Source organism: Brevundimonas diminuta (assembly GCF_050310045.1).
Taxonomy (GTDB): domain Bacteria; phylum Pseudomonadota; class Alphaproteobacteria; order Caulobacterales; family Caulobacteraceae; genus Brevundimonas; species Brevundimonas diminuta_F.
In genome coordinates this window covers 3149105-3162635 of the sequence record NZ_CP190005.1, presented here as the reverse complement: position 1 = coordinate 3162635, position 13531 = coordinate 3149105, and the positions used below count along the sequence as shown (strand labels likewise).

Sequence of the window (13531 nt, the reverse complement as noted above, 5' to 3'; positions counted from 1 at the left end):
CTCATGGCGTCGCTCACGCATTTATGAGCGGCGCCGTCGGCGCGAAGGGATAGGATCGCGGCCATCATGGCGCGGGGCTGGATCAGATACGGGATGATGGCGGCGGTCGTCGCGGGCTTGAGCCTGACGGCGGCGGCCGCTGCTGTGGCGCCTTCTGGCGCGCGCGGCGCAAGGGATCGTGACGCGCCCCTGCCGACGCCGAGTCAGCCGGTGGTGGTCGAACTGTTCACCGCACAGGGCTGTTCCGGCTGTCCCGAGGCCAACCGCACCGTCGGCGCCGTGGCGGACCAGCCGGGGGTCATCGTCCTGACCTATGGCGTCGACTACTGGGACTATCTGGGGTGGCCCGACACCTTCGCCCGGCCCGAGTTCGCCGAGCGCCAGCGCGCCTATCGGCAGGCGCTGAAGCTGCGCAACGTCTCGACCCCGCAGGTGGTCATCGACGGGCGGCGTCAGGTATCCGGCGCACGCCCCCCCGAACTGAAGGCCGCCGTCGAGGCCGAGGCCCGTGATCGCGGTTGGCCGCCCGAGATCGAGTTCCGCGAAACCGGCGATCGCGTCGGCGTCGGCTCCGGCCGCCCGCCGCCCGGCGGCGCCGAGGTGGTGGCGGTGCTCTATCGCCCCGGCCTGCAGACGGTCGAGATCAAGGGCGGCGACAATCGCGGACAGGCCGTGCCCCACCTCAATGTGGTGCGTGAAGTGCGCCGTCTGGGCGACTGGACGGGCCGCCCCGTGCTGCTTTCCCTGCCCGCCGACGCCGACAACGGCGACAGCATGGTGGTGCTTCTTCAGGCCAAGGATGACCGACGCATCCTGTCCTCGGCCGCGCGTCCGGAACCGTCGCGCGATTGAACCGCTGATGGAAAGGGTCTAAAGCCCCGCCGCTCTTGATGGGCGCGTCATCGCGCGACCCGGAGGATATGCATGGTCGGGGATACGCCCCGCGGGGACGCTCCCACGTCGCCCGCTTCTGCTTCCGAACCCGCGAACGCCACGACTCCGCCTTCCGGAGATGCAGGCGACGGTCAGGGCCGTAAACCCGGCAAGACCGGCAGCCGCGCCCTGATCCTGGGCGCCATCGGCGTCGTGTTCGGCGACATCGGCACCAGCCCCATCTACGCCCTGCGCGAAGCCATCGGCCATGCGCAGAAGGGCGTCGACGGCGATCTGGCCATCATCGGCGTGGTGTCTCTGGCCTTCTGGGCGCTGATGGTGGTGGTGACGTTCAAATACGTCATGTTCCTGATGCGCGCGGACAACAAGGGCGAGGGCGGCACCCTGTCCCTGATGGCCCTGGCCCAGCACGCCATCGGACGACGCAGCGCCTGGCTGTTTGTTCTGGGTGTCTGCGGCGCGGCCTTGTTCTATAGCGACGGCGTCATCACGCCCGCCATCTCCGTGCTGTCGGCCATAGAGGGTCTGCAGGAGGCGCCGGGTCTGAACGGCCGCCTTGATCCCTTCATCGTGCCGCTGGCGGCGGGCATTCTGATTGCGCTGTTCATGGTCCAGTCGCGCGGCACGGCGGGTCTGGCCAAATTCTTCGGCCCCATTACCCTGATCTGGTTCCTGTCGCTGGGCCTGATGGGCGTGGCGCACATCTTCGACGACCTGTCGATCCTGAAGGCCCTGTCGCCCTATTACGGGATCAAGCTGCTGATCGCCGACGGCTTCCTCGGCTTCGTCATTCTGGGCAGCGTCTTTCTGGCCGTCACCGGCGCCGAGGCGCTGTATGCGGACATGGGCCATTTCGGCAAGTCGCCGATCCGTCGGGGCTGGCTGTTCATCGTCCTGCCGTGCCTGACGCTGAACTATCTGGGTCAGGGGGCTTTCCTGCTGTCGCACCCCGGCGCGGCCAACAACCCGTTCTGGAACATGGTCCCGCAGCTGGTCTACTGGCCCATGCTGCTGCTGGCGACGGCGGCCACGGTGATCGCCAGCCAGGCGGTCATCACCGGCGCCTTCTCGGTGACGCAGCAGGCGGTCCAGCTGGGCCTGCTGCCGCGACTGGACATCCGCAACACCTCCGAGACGCAGGCGGGCCAGATATTCGTGCCCGCGATCAACAGCCTGCTGATGATCGGGGTGCTGTTCGTCCTGGTGACCTTCCAGTCGTCGCACAATCTGACGGCCGCCTATGGGGTGGCGGTGACGGGGACGATGATGGTCAACACCCTGATGTCCTTCACCGTGGTGCGGCACAAGTGGAAGTGGCCGCTGTGGGCGGTGCTGCTGACGCTGGTGCCGTTCGGCTTCATCGACGCGGTCTTCCTGACGTCGAACCTGCTGAAGATCCCGGCCGGGGCGTGGATGCCGCTGGTGCTGGGCGGCGGGCTGGTCATGCTGATGTGGACCTGGGTGCGCGGCACCCAGATTCTGACCGACAAGACGCGCAAGGACAGCCTGCCGCTGACCGATCTGATCGAGATGCTGCGCGCCCGCCCGCCGCACCGGGCGCCGGGCACGGCCATCTTCCTGACGTCCGACGCCGATGTCGCGCCGGTGGCCCTGATGCACAACCTCAAGCACAACAAGGTGCTGCACGAGAAGAACATCATCCTGACGGTGCACACATCCGACCGGCCGCGCGTGCCGGACCTGCAAAGGGTGGCGGTCGAGCCGATCAGCGATGATTTCAAGCGCCTGACGCTGACCTTCGGTTATATGGAGACGCCGAACGTGCCGCGCGCGCTCGGCCTGTGCCGCAAACAGGGGCTGAAGTTCGACATCATGTCGACCAGCTTCTTCCTGGGGCGCCGCTCCGTCGTTCCCACCGCCCGTCAGGGCATGCCTCTTTGGCAGGACAAGCTGTTTATCTTCCTGATGCGTAACGCCGCCAATCCGACCGACTTCTTCCGCATTCCGCCCGGCCGCGTGGTCGAACTCGGCGCCCAGGTGTCGGTGTGAGCGGGGGCGCGCCCAAGGGCAAAAGTTCCGCCGCGCGCGGTCGCCGCATCGCTGAAAAGGCGCGTGGCCCGCGTCGCGAACCGACGCAGCATCCGGTCGCGGACGACCCCCATGCCGACATCGGCGTCGAGGCGCGTCTGGTCGCCGGCGTCCTGCTGAACGCCGCGCTGGAAAAACGCACAGGTCTGGACGAAGCTCTGTCGCAGTCGCCCGCGCGCGATCTGCCGCCGCAGGACCGGGCTTTCGCTCGCGCCGTGGCCATGGCGGCCCTGCGTCGTCTGGGCGAGATCGATCAGATTCTGGATCGCCGCCTGCAGAAGGCGCCGCCGCTGGCGGTGCTGACCATCCTGCGCGTGGCCCTGGCCCAGACGCTGGTGCTGGACACCCCGGCGTTCGCAGCGGTGTCGACAGCGGTCAAGCTGGCCGAGCGCGACCCCAAGACCCGTCCCTACAAAAATCTGGTCAACGCTGTCCTGCGCGGCGTCGGCCGCGACGGCCCCGGCCTGACGACCGCTGAATCCAACCTGCCCGACTGGCTGGCCCAGCGCTGGAAGGCGACCTATGGCGAGGCGGCCCTGATCGGCCTGGCCCTGGCCACGCGCGAGGAACCCGCCACCGACCTGACGGCCAAACCCGGCGTCGATCCGGCCGAACTGGCGGCGTCGGTCGAGGGCGAGGCCCTGCCCGGCGGCACGGTCCGCACCGGCAAGCGCGGCGATGTCGCCGCATGGCCCGGTTTCGAGGCGGGCGACTGGTGGGTGCAGGATGCTGCCGCCGCCGTCCCTGCGCGCCTGCTGGCGGTCAAGGCGGGCGAGACGGCGCTGGACCTGTGCGCCGCGCCGGGCGGCAAGACGTTGCAACTGGCCGCCGCCGGGGCCGAAGTCACGGCGCTGGACCGTTCCGAGGCGCGGCTGAAGCGGCTGCGCCAGAATTTCGAGCGCATGGGCCTCAAGGCCGAGGTCGTCGCTATCCCGGCCGAAGACTGGGAAGACGACCGGCTGTTCGACGCCGTTCTGCTGGATGCGCCCTGCACGGCGACCGGCACCTATCGCCGCAACCCCGAGGTGCTGCGCGCCACCCGCCCCGCGGATGTCGCCAAGCTGGCCGATGTGCAGCACCGCCTGCTGGACGCCGCCGCCGAGAAGGTGAAGCCGGGCGGCCGTCTGGTTTATTGCGTCTGTTCGCTGGAGCGCGAAGAGGGCGAGACGCAGGTGATCGCCTTCCTGCGCCGCAACCCGGCCTTCCGCACCATCGCCGCCGTTCCAGCCGAGGTCGGCGCTCCGGATGAGGCCCTGACCCCGGAAGGCTGGCTGCGCATCCTGCCCTCGCAATGGGCGGAAAAGGGCGGTCTGGACGGCTTCTTCGCCGCGAAGCTGGAGCGGATCACGGACTGAAGGCCGATGACGGACGCCCTGAGTAATCGCTACGCCGGTCTGGCCGCGCGGGTCTATGAACTGGACAAGCCGATCGGCCGCTCTTTCGGCGATGTGGAGTTCTACGCCGCCCGCCTGAAGGGCTGCATTGGCCCCGTGCTGGAACCGGCGGTCGGATCCGGGCGCGTGCTGGTTCCCCTGCTGAAGGCCGGGTTTGAGGTCGTCGGCTTCGACGCCTCACCGGCCATGCTGGAGCTGTGCCGCAGGGCGTGTGCGGCGCGGGGCCTGACGGCGGATCTGTCTGTCGCCCGCTTCGATGATTTCGACAGCCCGACCCGGTTCGCCGCCGTCATCCTGCCCGCCGGATCGTTTCAGCTGATCGCCACCGCGCAGGAAGGGCTGAACGCTCTGAAGCGCTTTCACGACCTTCTGGCGCCAGGCGGCCGCCTGATCCTCGACCTTGATCCGGTCAGCGCCGTTCTGGCGCCGCCCGGGCCGACGCGGCGCTGGACCGATGCCAATGGCGAGGTGCTGACCCTGACCGAGGAACGGGTCGATTCCGATCTGTTGAACCAGAGCGTCGTCTCGCACCTACGCTATGATCTGTGGACGGACGGTCGCCTGACGGGGTCAGAGCTGGAACTGTTCGCCCTGCGCTGGTGGGGCGTTGAGGAGTTGCGACTGGCCCTGTCGGCGACGGGCTTTACCGACATCATGATCTCGGGCGGCTACGAACACGGACGCCCGCCGCGCCGCGAGGACGAAGTCATCACCTTTGAGGCTGCACGCCCCTGATCTGACGCCTTTAGATCCGGCGTCTCTAATCCAGTCGCGCGCTGCGCCAGCCGTCGCGTCCTACGTTGACGTGGATGGGCAGGCCGAACAGGTCGGTCAAGGCGGCGTCGGTCAGCATATCGGCCTTGGCGCCGTCGCGGGCGACGCGGCCGTCCTTCATCATGATGACGCGGCCGATCTCGGGCAGGATTTCCTCGATGTGGTGGGTCACCAGGATCAGGGTGGCGCCGTCCTGCGCCAACGGACGAAGGCTGTCCAGAAACAGTCGGCGCGTCGCCGGGTCCAGCCCGCCGCACGGCTCGTCCAGCAGGATGGCGTCCGGCCGGTGGGCCAGGGCGCGGGCGATCAGCACCCTGCGCGCCTCGCCCGACGACAGGGTGGCCATCGAGCGGCCGATCAGATGCTCGACCCCCATGCGGTGCAGGGCCTCGGCGGCGGCGTCACGCATGGCGGGCTCGACCGTTTCGCGCCGCCAGACTCCGCGTGAGGCGAAGAAGCCCGAGACGACGGCGTCCATCACCTCCAGCGCATCCTCGCCGGTCAGGTCCGACTGGGCGGCGGGCGAGACGAAGCCGAGGCGCCGACGTAAGGAAAAGACATCCCAGGGGCTCTGGCCGAACACCTCGACCCGCGCGCCATGCACCGGATAGAGCTGATGCAGGATCAGCTTGACCAGCGTCGACTTGCCCGAGCCGTTGCGGCCCAGGATCGCCGTGTGATCGCCCGCCGCGATGGTCAGGCTGACATCATCCAGAATGCGGCGCTCGCCGCGCACCACGCTGGCGTTTTCGATCCGCAGCAGGGGGTCAGTCATCATCGTCCTCGATGGCGTGGATCTGATCGTCGTCCAGCCCCAGATGATGGCCGATTTCATGGATCAGGACGTGGGCGATGATTTCGGCCAGACCGACGTCGCCGCGTTCGCACCACTCGTCCAGAATGGGGCGGCGATACAGGAAGACGCGCGACGGCTCCGCGGCCGGGCCCATGCCGTCGCTCTCGCCGATGTGGACGCCGGAATAGAGGCCGGTCAGCTCGAACGGGTCTTCGATCTCCAGATCGCGCAGGGTCTCTTCGTCGGCGAAGTCGTCGATGCGGATGACGACATCCCCCGCCGCCTGACGGAACAGGTCGGGCAGGGCGGCGAAAGCCTCCTCGGCCAGACGGGCGAAGTCGTCCAGCGAGGGGGCGGTCTGGTCGGTCCAGGTCATGCTCATGGCGCCGGTATCGCCTGCCCGGCGCCCGGTCGCAATCGGCGGTATGGCCGCGCGTAGATGGGCCGCATCGCAATTCGCCCAATCAGAGTATGGTAAACGCCGAATCGGCCTGCCTCAGACGGGCGGCCGAACATGGATCGGAACTTCTGGGGAAGGCATGGCCGAGGCGGATCTCGCGGCCGACATCGCCTTTGCGGCCACGGCGGGCGCGGCAGGACTGGCGCTGGCGGTCAGCGTCTGGGCCTGGCGTCTGCGCGCCCGGCTGACCGCGTGCGAGACCGAAGCGGCCCATCGCCTGAACCGCACCCGGACGCAGGCCGAGGCGGGCGCCACGGCCCTGATGGCGTTTGACGACGTGCGGCTGGCCTTGACCTGTGACGGCGAGATCGAGGCGGTCTTCGGCGCGCCCGACATGCTGGCCGCCCTGTCGCCGGACGGGAATGCGGATGAGGCCGCTGCGGCCGTTCTGACGGTCCTGAACCAGTCTCATACCGGACGCATGGACGCCCTGCTGGGGGCGGGTGAAGCATTCGAGACCCTGCTGGAAAGCGCGGACGGCGCCTGGGCTGTCGAAGGACGCCCCCACGGCGGCGGGGCCTGGCTGCGGCTGTCGCGGCTGGGCGGGCCGGACAAGGGCGGCGAGGCCGGACCCGGCGCCCTGGCGGAGCAGTCCCCGGCCCCGACATGGGTGGTGGATGGCGCGGGCCGACTGATCTGGGCCAACAGCGCCTGGCTTCTGGAAACCGGCGCCGAGACGCTGGACGAGGCGCGCAGCCGCACCCTCAGTTTCGATCGCGGCGCCGACGCCGTGGTGGCCGAGGCCCTGCGCCTGAACGCGCGTCAGGAAGGCTTCCGCTGGACCACGGCGGGCGGGCGGCGCAGGGCGTGGAAGATCCTGGCCGAGCCGCTGTCGGGCGGACGCGGCGCCGTCATCGCCTTCGCCATCGAGATGACCGAGGCCGAGGAGACGCGCGACACCCTGCGCCGTCACGTCGAGGCCCATGACGAGACGCTGAACCATCTGGCGGACGCCGTCGCCATCTTCGGCCCATCCAAGCGGCTGGCCTTCCACAACACCGCCTTCCAGTCGCTGTTCGGGGTCGACCCGGCATGGCTGGACGAGCGGCCGACCCACGCCGAACTGCTGGACCGGCTGCGCCAGAAGCGCCTGCTGCCCGAGGTCGTCGACTACGCCGCGTGGAAGGCCGAGGAGCTGGACTTCTACGGCGCCGCACAGGCTTCGCCGGACGACAGCTGGTCCCTGCCCGACGGGCGGACGCTGCGGGTGGTGCGCCAGCCGCACCCGTTGGGCGGCATCCTGCTGATCTTTTCGGACATCACCGGCGAGCTGCAGCTGCGCAGCCGCTACAACGCCCAGATTCAGGTCCAGCGCGCGACGTTGGACAAGCTGAACGACGCCGTGGCCGTGTTCGGTTCGGACGGTCGGCTGCGGCTGCACAACGAAGCCTTCGAGAGTTTCTGGAACGTCCCCGGCGAACGGCTGATGGAGGCGGGCGACTTCGACGCCGTGGCCGCCCTGTGCCGTCCGGTCCTGCCCGACGCCGCCCTGTGGCTGGGGCTGAAGGCGCGGGTGGCCGACCCTGATCCCGAAAGCCGTGTGGCCATCTCCGGCGAGGGCCGAACCGAGGACGGCCGCGTCGCCGCCTGGCAGACCCGCCCCCTGCCCGACGGCGCCACCCTGGTCGCCTTCTTCGACGTGACGGCCCGGCGCGAACTGGAGCAGGCGCTGGCCGCGAAGGAGGCTGCACTGGCCGAAAGCCAGGCGCTGAAGCGCGAGTTCGTCGGCAGCGTCTCCTATGAACTGCGCACGCCGCTGACGACCATCGTCGGCTATTCCGAACTGCTGGAGGCGATGGGCGACCTGCCGGAGCGCAGCCGCCAGCACGCGGGCGCCATCCGCGTGGCGGCCAGCCATCTGGCCCGCTCCATCGACGATGTGCTGGACATGGCCCAGATCGATGCGGGCGAGATGGAGCTGTCGCTGGGCGACGTGCGGGTCTGCGACCTGCTGGACGAGGCGGCGGAAAAGATCAGGACCAAGGTCGAGGGGCGCGGCGCCACGCTGCACCTGGCCTGCCCGGCGGGGCTGAAGCCGATCCGCGCCGACATTCGCCGCATCGCCCAGGCCGTCGATCACCTGCTGGAGAACGCCTGCCGCGCGGTATCCGAAGGCGGCGCCGTCAGCCTGACCGCCGAGGCCGGGCCGGGCGAGATCCGCATCCGCGTCGAGGACACCGGCCGGGGCATCCCCTATCACCTGCAGGCCCACGTCTTCGACCGCTTCGTGCGGCGCGAGCGCGGCGGGCCGGGCGTGGCGCTGGCTCTGGTCAAGGCGCTGGTCGAACTGCACGGCGGCTGGGCCGAGGTCCAGTCGGAACCGGGCAAGGGGGCCGCCTTCATCCTGCACCTGCCGGTTGAGGCCACTGCGCCGACCGCCGCGCCGGAGCTTCTGCTGGGTTGATCTCCTTGGGCTGATCCTGATGCCCGGGTCGTGCTAGAAGGCGGGTTCAAGCCTTTCAGGACGTTCCATGGCCGACGCCCCTCGCCCCCTGCTCAAGACCGCTGTCATCTATGATTTCGACGGGACGCTTGCGCGCGGCAACATGCAGGAAGTCAGCTTTATTCCGTCGATCGGAATGACGCCCGCCCAGTTCTGGAACGAGTCCGTCCGTCCACGGACGATCGCCGCAGATGGCGACGGCATCCTGATGTATATGCAGATGATGCTGCTGGCCGCGCGCGAACAGGGAGCCCCCGTCACACGCCAGACCCTGCGCGACCACGGCCGCGACGTGGCCCTGTTCGAGGGTCTGCGCGACCGTTCATGGTTCGAGCGGATGAACGCCTTCGGCGCCCAGTTCGGTCTGGAGATCGAGCACTACATCATCTCGGCCGGGCTGGAAGAAATGATCGAGGGCTGCCCCATCGCCGGGGCCTTCACCCACGTCTTCGCCTCGAAATACGCCTATGACGCGGACGACGTGGCGGTCTGGCCCGCCGTCGGCGTCAACTACACGACCAAGACCCAGTATCTGTTCCGCATCAACAAGGGGGTGCACAACCACTGGGAGGACGAACGCATCAACCGCTTCATCCCGGATGAAGAGCGCCCCATCCCCTTTGACCGGATGATCTTCCTGGGCGACGGCGACACCGATGTGCCGACCATGAAGATGATGCACACCAAGGGCGGCTTCTCCATCGCCGTCTACGACCCCGACAGCACGCCGCGCGATCAGGACAAGATCCATCGTCTGATCTCGGAGGACCGAGTAAACTTCGTGGCGGCGGGGGACTATCGCGAAGGCTCGCCGGTCGACCTGATCGTCAAGGGACTGATCGGCCGCATCGCGGTCAACTACGGCCGCATGCCCGCGGACTGACCGCTTCCTTTTCCCTCAAGGGGAGACGGGGCGACGCTGACGGTCCAGCGTTATGGTGAGGTCCGCCCTCACTCCGCCTGACAGCATGTGCCGGGTGATGCGCTCGAAGTGCTGGATGAAGACGGCCAGTTCGGCGCGTCTGGGCGCAGGCAGGTTGTCGAGCGTCAGGCCCATGAGCCCAGCCTCCTGCTCGCAACGCCAGTCCAGCACGGCGTCGAACGACGGCGCCTTCAGGAACAGGATGGCGTCGAAGCGGGCGAAGACTTCGGCATAGGGGCCGTTCAGGGCGGCGTTGACGGCGCCTCGCCACAGGCCGTCTGGGTCCCTTTCGGCCTCGAGATCATTGATCGGCGCGATGAGTTCAGCCTTCGCCTGCGCCGTCGCGCCCAGACACCAGCCGTCGATCAGCACCACCGACGGGCGGGCCGTGAACACGGGCCAGTCGGCTTCGGCTGCGCGGTCGTCCGCCAGTTTATCGAAAGTGGGAAGCGGCGTGCGGCTGTCCGTCCCGGCGGCGCCCAGGGCGGCGATCGTCTGCTCAAGCAAGGCCAGATCATGCGTCCCCGGCGGGCCGCGCACGGCGAACAGGGGGTGGATGTCGCGGGCCAGGGCCTGACGTTCGGCGCGCGTCAGGTAGACATCATCCAGCGACAGATGTGCGGCGCCCAGTTGGGCTGCGGCCGCGCGGGCGAGCGTCGTCTTGCCTGACCCCTGCGCTCCGGCGATGCCGATCAGAGGCGTATGACCCGGGCGAGCGTGGGCGGCGACCAGCGACCCGACCGCATCCAGCAGCCGGGCGTCGATCATCTCAGTGCTGGCTTTCAGGCAGGCGCACGATCAGGCCGTCCAGATCGTCGCTGACGCGGATCTGGCAGGACAGGCGGCTGTTCGGTTCGACGTTTTCGGCGAAGTCCAGCATGGACTCCTCCATGGCCGAGGCGCGGCCCGTCTCGGCGGCGAAGTCCGGGTCGACATAGACGTGGCAGGTGGCGCAGGCGCAGGCGCCGCCGCAGTCGGCGTCGATGCCCGGCACATTGTTGCGGATCGCGCCTTCCATGACGGACAGGCCGGTCTTGACCTCGACCGTGTGCGCGGTGCCGTCGTGCTCAATATAGGTGATCTTGGCCATAGGGGCGTCTTAGCCTCGCCTGCGCCGCTGGCAAGTGCCGGCGCGCCACGGTCATGAAAAACCCCCGGAACCTGGCGGCGCCGGGGGTTGTCTCGGATCAGAAGTTCGAGAGGCTTAAGCCGCCGTCTTCTTGCGTGACGGCGAAACCATCAGCTTCTTGGTCTCGGCGATCGCCTTGGCCGGGTTCAGCCCCTTGGGGCAGACCTGAGCGCAGTTCATGATCGTATGGCAGCGATACAGTTTGAACGGGTCTTCAAGGTCGTCGAGACGCTTCTGCGTGGCGTCGTCGCGGCTGTCAGCGATCCAGCGGTAGGACTGCAGCAGGGCTGCCGGGCCGAGGTATTCTTCCTGGTTCCACCAATAGCTCGGGCACGAGGTGGAGCAGCAGGCGCACAGGATGCACTCGTACAGACCGTCGAGCTTTTCGCGGTCTTCCGGCGACTGCAGGCGCTCCTTCTCCGGGTCCGGCAGGTCGGACTGGAGGTAGGGCTGGATGGAGTCGTACTGGGCGTAGAACAGAGACAGGTCCGTCACCAGATCCTTGACCACCGGCTGGTGCGGCAGGGGGGCGATGGTGATGTTGTGCGACGAGCACTCTTCCCAGCCCTTGGTGCAGGCGAGGGTGTTGCGGCCGTCGATGTTCATCGAGCACGAGCCGCAGATGCCTTCACGGCACGAACGGCGGAACGACAGGGTGGGGTCGATCTCGTTCTTGATGTGGATCAGGGCGTCCAGAAGCATGGGGCCGTGATCGTCGGTCGAGACCTCGTACGAGTCCCAGCGTGGATCGGCGTCCACTTCGGGGTCGTAGCGATAGACCTTGTAGGTCTTGACGTTCTTGGCGCCGGCCGGAGCCTTGTGGACCTTGCCGGTCGTGGGCTTGGAGCCGCGCGGGAGGCTGAGCTGAACCATCTGCGATCCCCCTTAGTAAACCCGAGCCCTGGGCTCGATATATGCGACCTCGTCGGTCATCGTGTATTTGTGCACCGGACGGTAGTCGATCTGGACGCCTTCGCCCGGGCGCTTCCACGCCAGGGTGTGCTTCATCCAGTTGACGTCGTCGCGGTCGGGGAAGTCCTCGCGGGCGTGGGCGCCGCGCGATTCCGTGCGGTTGGCGGCGCCTTCGATGGTGACGACGGCCTGGGCGATCAGGTTGTCGTACTCCAGCGTCTCCACCAGATCCGTGTTCCAGATCAGGCCGCGGTCCGTGGTCTTGATGTCCGAGCCGGCGGCGTCGATCGAGCGCAGCTTCTGGACGCCTTCGTCCAGTGTCTTGCCGGTACGGAACACGGCGGCGTCGGCCTGCATGGCGCGCTGCATCTCAAGACGCAGATGCGCCGTGGGGGTCGAGCCCGAGGCGTTGCGGAAGCGGTCGAGGCGCGCCAGGTGGGCGTCGGTCTGGGCCTTGGAGGCCGACGGCACGGCGGAGTTCTTGTCCACGACCTCGCCGCAGCGCAGGCCGACGGCGCGGCCGAACACCACCAGGTCGGTCAGGGAGTTGGAGCCCAGACGGTTGGCGCCGTGCACCGAGACGCAGGCGGCTTCGCCCACCGCCATCAGGCCCGGAACCACGCTGTCGGGGTCGCCGTCGCGCAGCGTCAGCACCTCGCCGTGATAGTTCGTCGGGATGCCGCCCATGTTGTAGTGGACCGTCGGCAGGACCGGAATCGGCTCCTTGGTCACGTCGACGCCGGCGAAGATCTTGGCCGACTCGGAAATGCCCGGCAGGCGCGCGTGCAGGATTTTGGGATCGAGGTGATCCAGGTGCAGGAAGATGTGGTCCTTGTTCGGACCCACGCCGCGCCCTTCGCGGATTTCGATGGTCATGGAGCGCGAGACCATGTCGCGCGGAGCCAGATCCTTCACGGTCGGCGCATAGCGCTCCATGAAGCGTTCGCCTTCGGAGTTGGTCAGATAGCCGCCTTCGCCGCGGGCGCCCTCGGTGATCAGACAGCCGGCGCCGTAGATGCCGGTCGGGTGGAACTGCACGAACTCCATGTCCTGCAACGGCAGGCCGGCGCGCAGCACCATGGCGTTGCCGTCGCCGGTGCAGGTGTGGGCCGAGGTGGCCGAGAAGTAGGCGCGGCCGTAACCGCCGGTCGCCAGCACCACCATCTTGGCGCGGAACTGGTGCAGTTGGCCGGTGTCGAGCTGAAGTGCGGTGACGCCGGTGCAGGCGCCGTCCTGCATGATCAGGTCCAGCGCGAAATACTCGATGAAGAACTTCACCTCGCGGCGGACCGACTGGCCGTACAGGGTGTGCAGGATGGCGTGACCGGTGCGGTCGGCGGCGGCGCAGGTGCGCTGCACGGGGCCTTCGCCGAAGTTGCGGGTCATGCCGCCGAAGGCGCGCTGATAGATCTTGCCTTCGTCGGTGCGGCTGAAGGGCACGCCCCAGTGTTCCAGCTCATAGACGGCCTGCGGCGCGTTGCGCACCAGATATTCGATGGCGTCCTGGTCGCCCAGCCAGTCCGACCCCTTGACGGTGTCGTACATGTGCCACTGCCAGCTGTCCTCGCCCATGTTGCCCAGCGAGGCGGAGATGCCGCCCTGCGCTGCGACCGTGTGCGAGCGGGTCGGGAAGACCTTGGTGACGCAGGCGACCTTCAGGCCCTGCTGGGCGGCGCCGAGGGCGGCGCGCAGGCCCGAACCGCCGGCGCCGACGACGACGACGTCGTATTCGTGATCGATAAGCTCGTATGCAGCCAT

Annotated in this window: 12 protein-coding genes; 6 read left to right on the top strand and 6 right to left on the bottom strand. The window is 68.3% G+C overall.

The annotated features are described in order from the left end of the window. The first annotated feature begins 66 nt into the window (after positions 1 to 66). The 4 genes from ACORJG_RS15195 to ACORJG_RS15180 all read left to right on the top strand — a co-directional run bounded on the left by ACORJG_RS15195 (position 67) and on the right by ACORJG_RS15180 (position 5072). Positions 67 to 852 (top strand): DUF1223 domain-containing protein, encoded by a 786-nt coding sequence (locus tag ACORJG_RS15195; protein WP_427790335.1) that lies wholly within the window; start codon positions 67 to 69, stop codon positions 850 to 852. A 72-nt stretch (positions 853 to 924) separates the two neighbouring features. After that, positions 925 to 2904 carry a potassium transporter Kup gene (locus ACORJG_RS15190; RefSeq protein ID WP_427790333.1) on the top strand — a complete coding sequence of 660 codons (1980 nt, stop codon included), beginning with the start codon at positions 925 to 927 and terminating at the stop codon, positions 2902 to 2904. Next, positions 2901 to 4298 carry an RsmB/NOP family class I SAM-dependent RNA methyltransferase gene (locus ACORJG_RS15185; RefSeq protein ID WP_427790331.1) on the top strand — a complete coding sequence of 466 codons (1398 nt, stop codon included), beginning with the start codon at positions 2901 to 2903 and terminating at the stop codon, positions 4296 to 4298. The genes ACORJG_RS15190 and ACORJG_RS15185 overlap by 4 nt, the downstream gene beginning before the upstream one ends. 6 nt (positions 4299 to 4304) lie before the next feature. Further along, positions 4305 to 5072: a class I SAM-dependent methyltransferase gene (locus ACORJG_RS15180; protein ID WP_427790329.1), complete on the top strand. Its 768-nt coding sequence runs from the start codon at positions 4305 to 4307 to the stop codon at positions 5070 to 5072. Between the two features lie 25 nt (positions 5073 to 5097). Here the strand turns inward: ACORJG_RS15180 and ACORJG_RS15175 are convergent, their stop codons facing one another. Both ACORJG_RS15175 and ACORJG_RS15170 read right to left on the bottom strand, forming a co-directional pair. Further along, complete coding sequence (locus tag ACORJG_RS15175) at positions 5098 to 5886, bottom strand: ABC transporter ATP-binding protein (RefSeq protein ID WP_427790327.1); 789 nt, start codon at positions 5884 to 5886, stop codon at positions 5098 to 5100. Further along, positions 5879 to 6283, bottom strand: a complete 405-nt coding sequence (locus tag ACORJG_RS15170) for a metallopeptidase family protein (RefSeq protein WP_427793076.1) — start codon at positions 6281 to 6283, stop codon at positions 5879 to 5881. The genes ACORJG_RS15175 and ACORJG_RS15170 overlap by 8 nt, the downstream gene beginning before the upstream one ends. 163 nt (positions 6284 to 6446) lie before the next feature. Between ACORJG_RS15170 and ACORJG_RS15165 the strand changes: the two genes are divergently transcribed. Then, a complete protein-coding gene (locus ACORJG_RS15165) occupies positions 6447 to 8771 on the top strand; it encodes an ATP-binding protein (RefSeq protein ID WP_427790326.1) in 2325 nt (774 codons plus the stop codon). A 67-nt stretch (positions 8772 to 8838) separates the two neighbouring features. Continuing rightward, complete coding sequence (locus ACORJG_RS15160) at positions 8839 to 9693, top strand: HAD family hydrolase (RefSeq protein ID WP_427790324.1); 855 nt, start codon at positions 8839 to 8841, stop codon at positions 9691 to 9693. Between the two features lie 15 nt (positions 9694 to 9708). Here ACORJG_RS15160 and ACORJG_RS15155 read toward each other — a convergent pair whose 3' ends face one another. The 4 genes from ACORJG_RS15155 to sdhA all read right to left on the bottom strand — a co-directional run bounded on the left by ACORJG_RS15155 (position 9709) and on the right by sdhA (position 13531). Beyond that, positions 9709 to 10500: a kinase gene (locus tag ACORJG_RS15155; protein WP_427790322.1), complete on the bottom strand. Its 792-nt coding sequence runs from the start codon at positions 10498 to 10500 to the stop codon at positions 9709 to 9711. Position 10501: 1 nt separating this feature from the next. Continuing rightward, complete coding sequence (locus ACORJG_RS15150; protein WP_427790320.1) at positions 10502 to 10822, bottom strand: 2Fe-2S iron-sulfur cluster-binding protein; 321 nt, start codon at positions 10820 to 10822, stop codon at positions 10502 to 10504. Positions 10823 to 10936: 114 nt separating this feature from the next. Next, positions 10937 to 11734 carry a succinate dehydrogenase iron-sulfur subunit gene (locus ACORJG_RS15145; protein WP_427790318.1) on the bottom strand — a complete coding sequence of 266 codons (798 nt, stop codon included), beginning with the start codon at positions 11732 to 11734 and terminating at the stop codon, positions 10937 to 10939. A 12-nt stretch (positions 11735 to 11746) separates the two neighbouring features. Then, the gene (sdhA, locus tag ACORJG_RS15140) at positions 11747 to 13531 is read right to left on the bottom strand and encodes a succinate dehydrogenase flavoprotein subunit (RefSeq protein WP_427790316.1); all 1785 of its coding nucleotides are present in this window, start codon (positions 13529 to 13531) and stop codon (positions 11747 to 11749) included.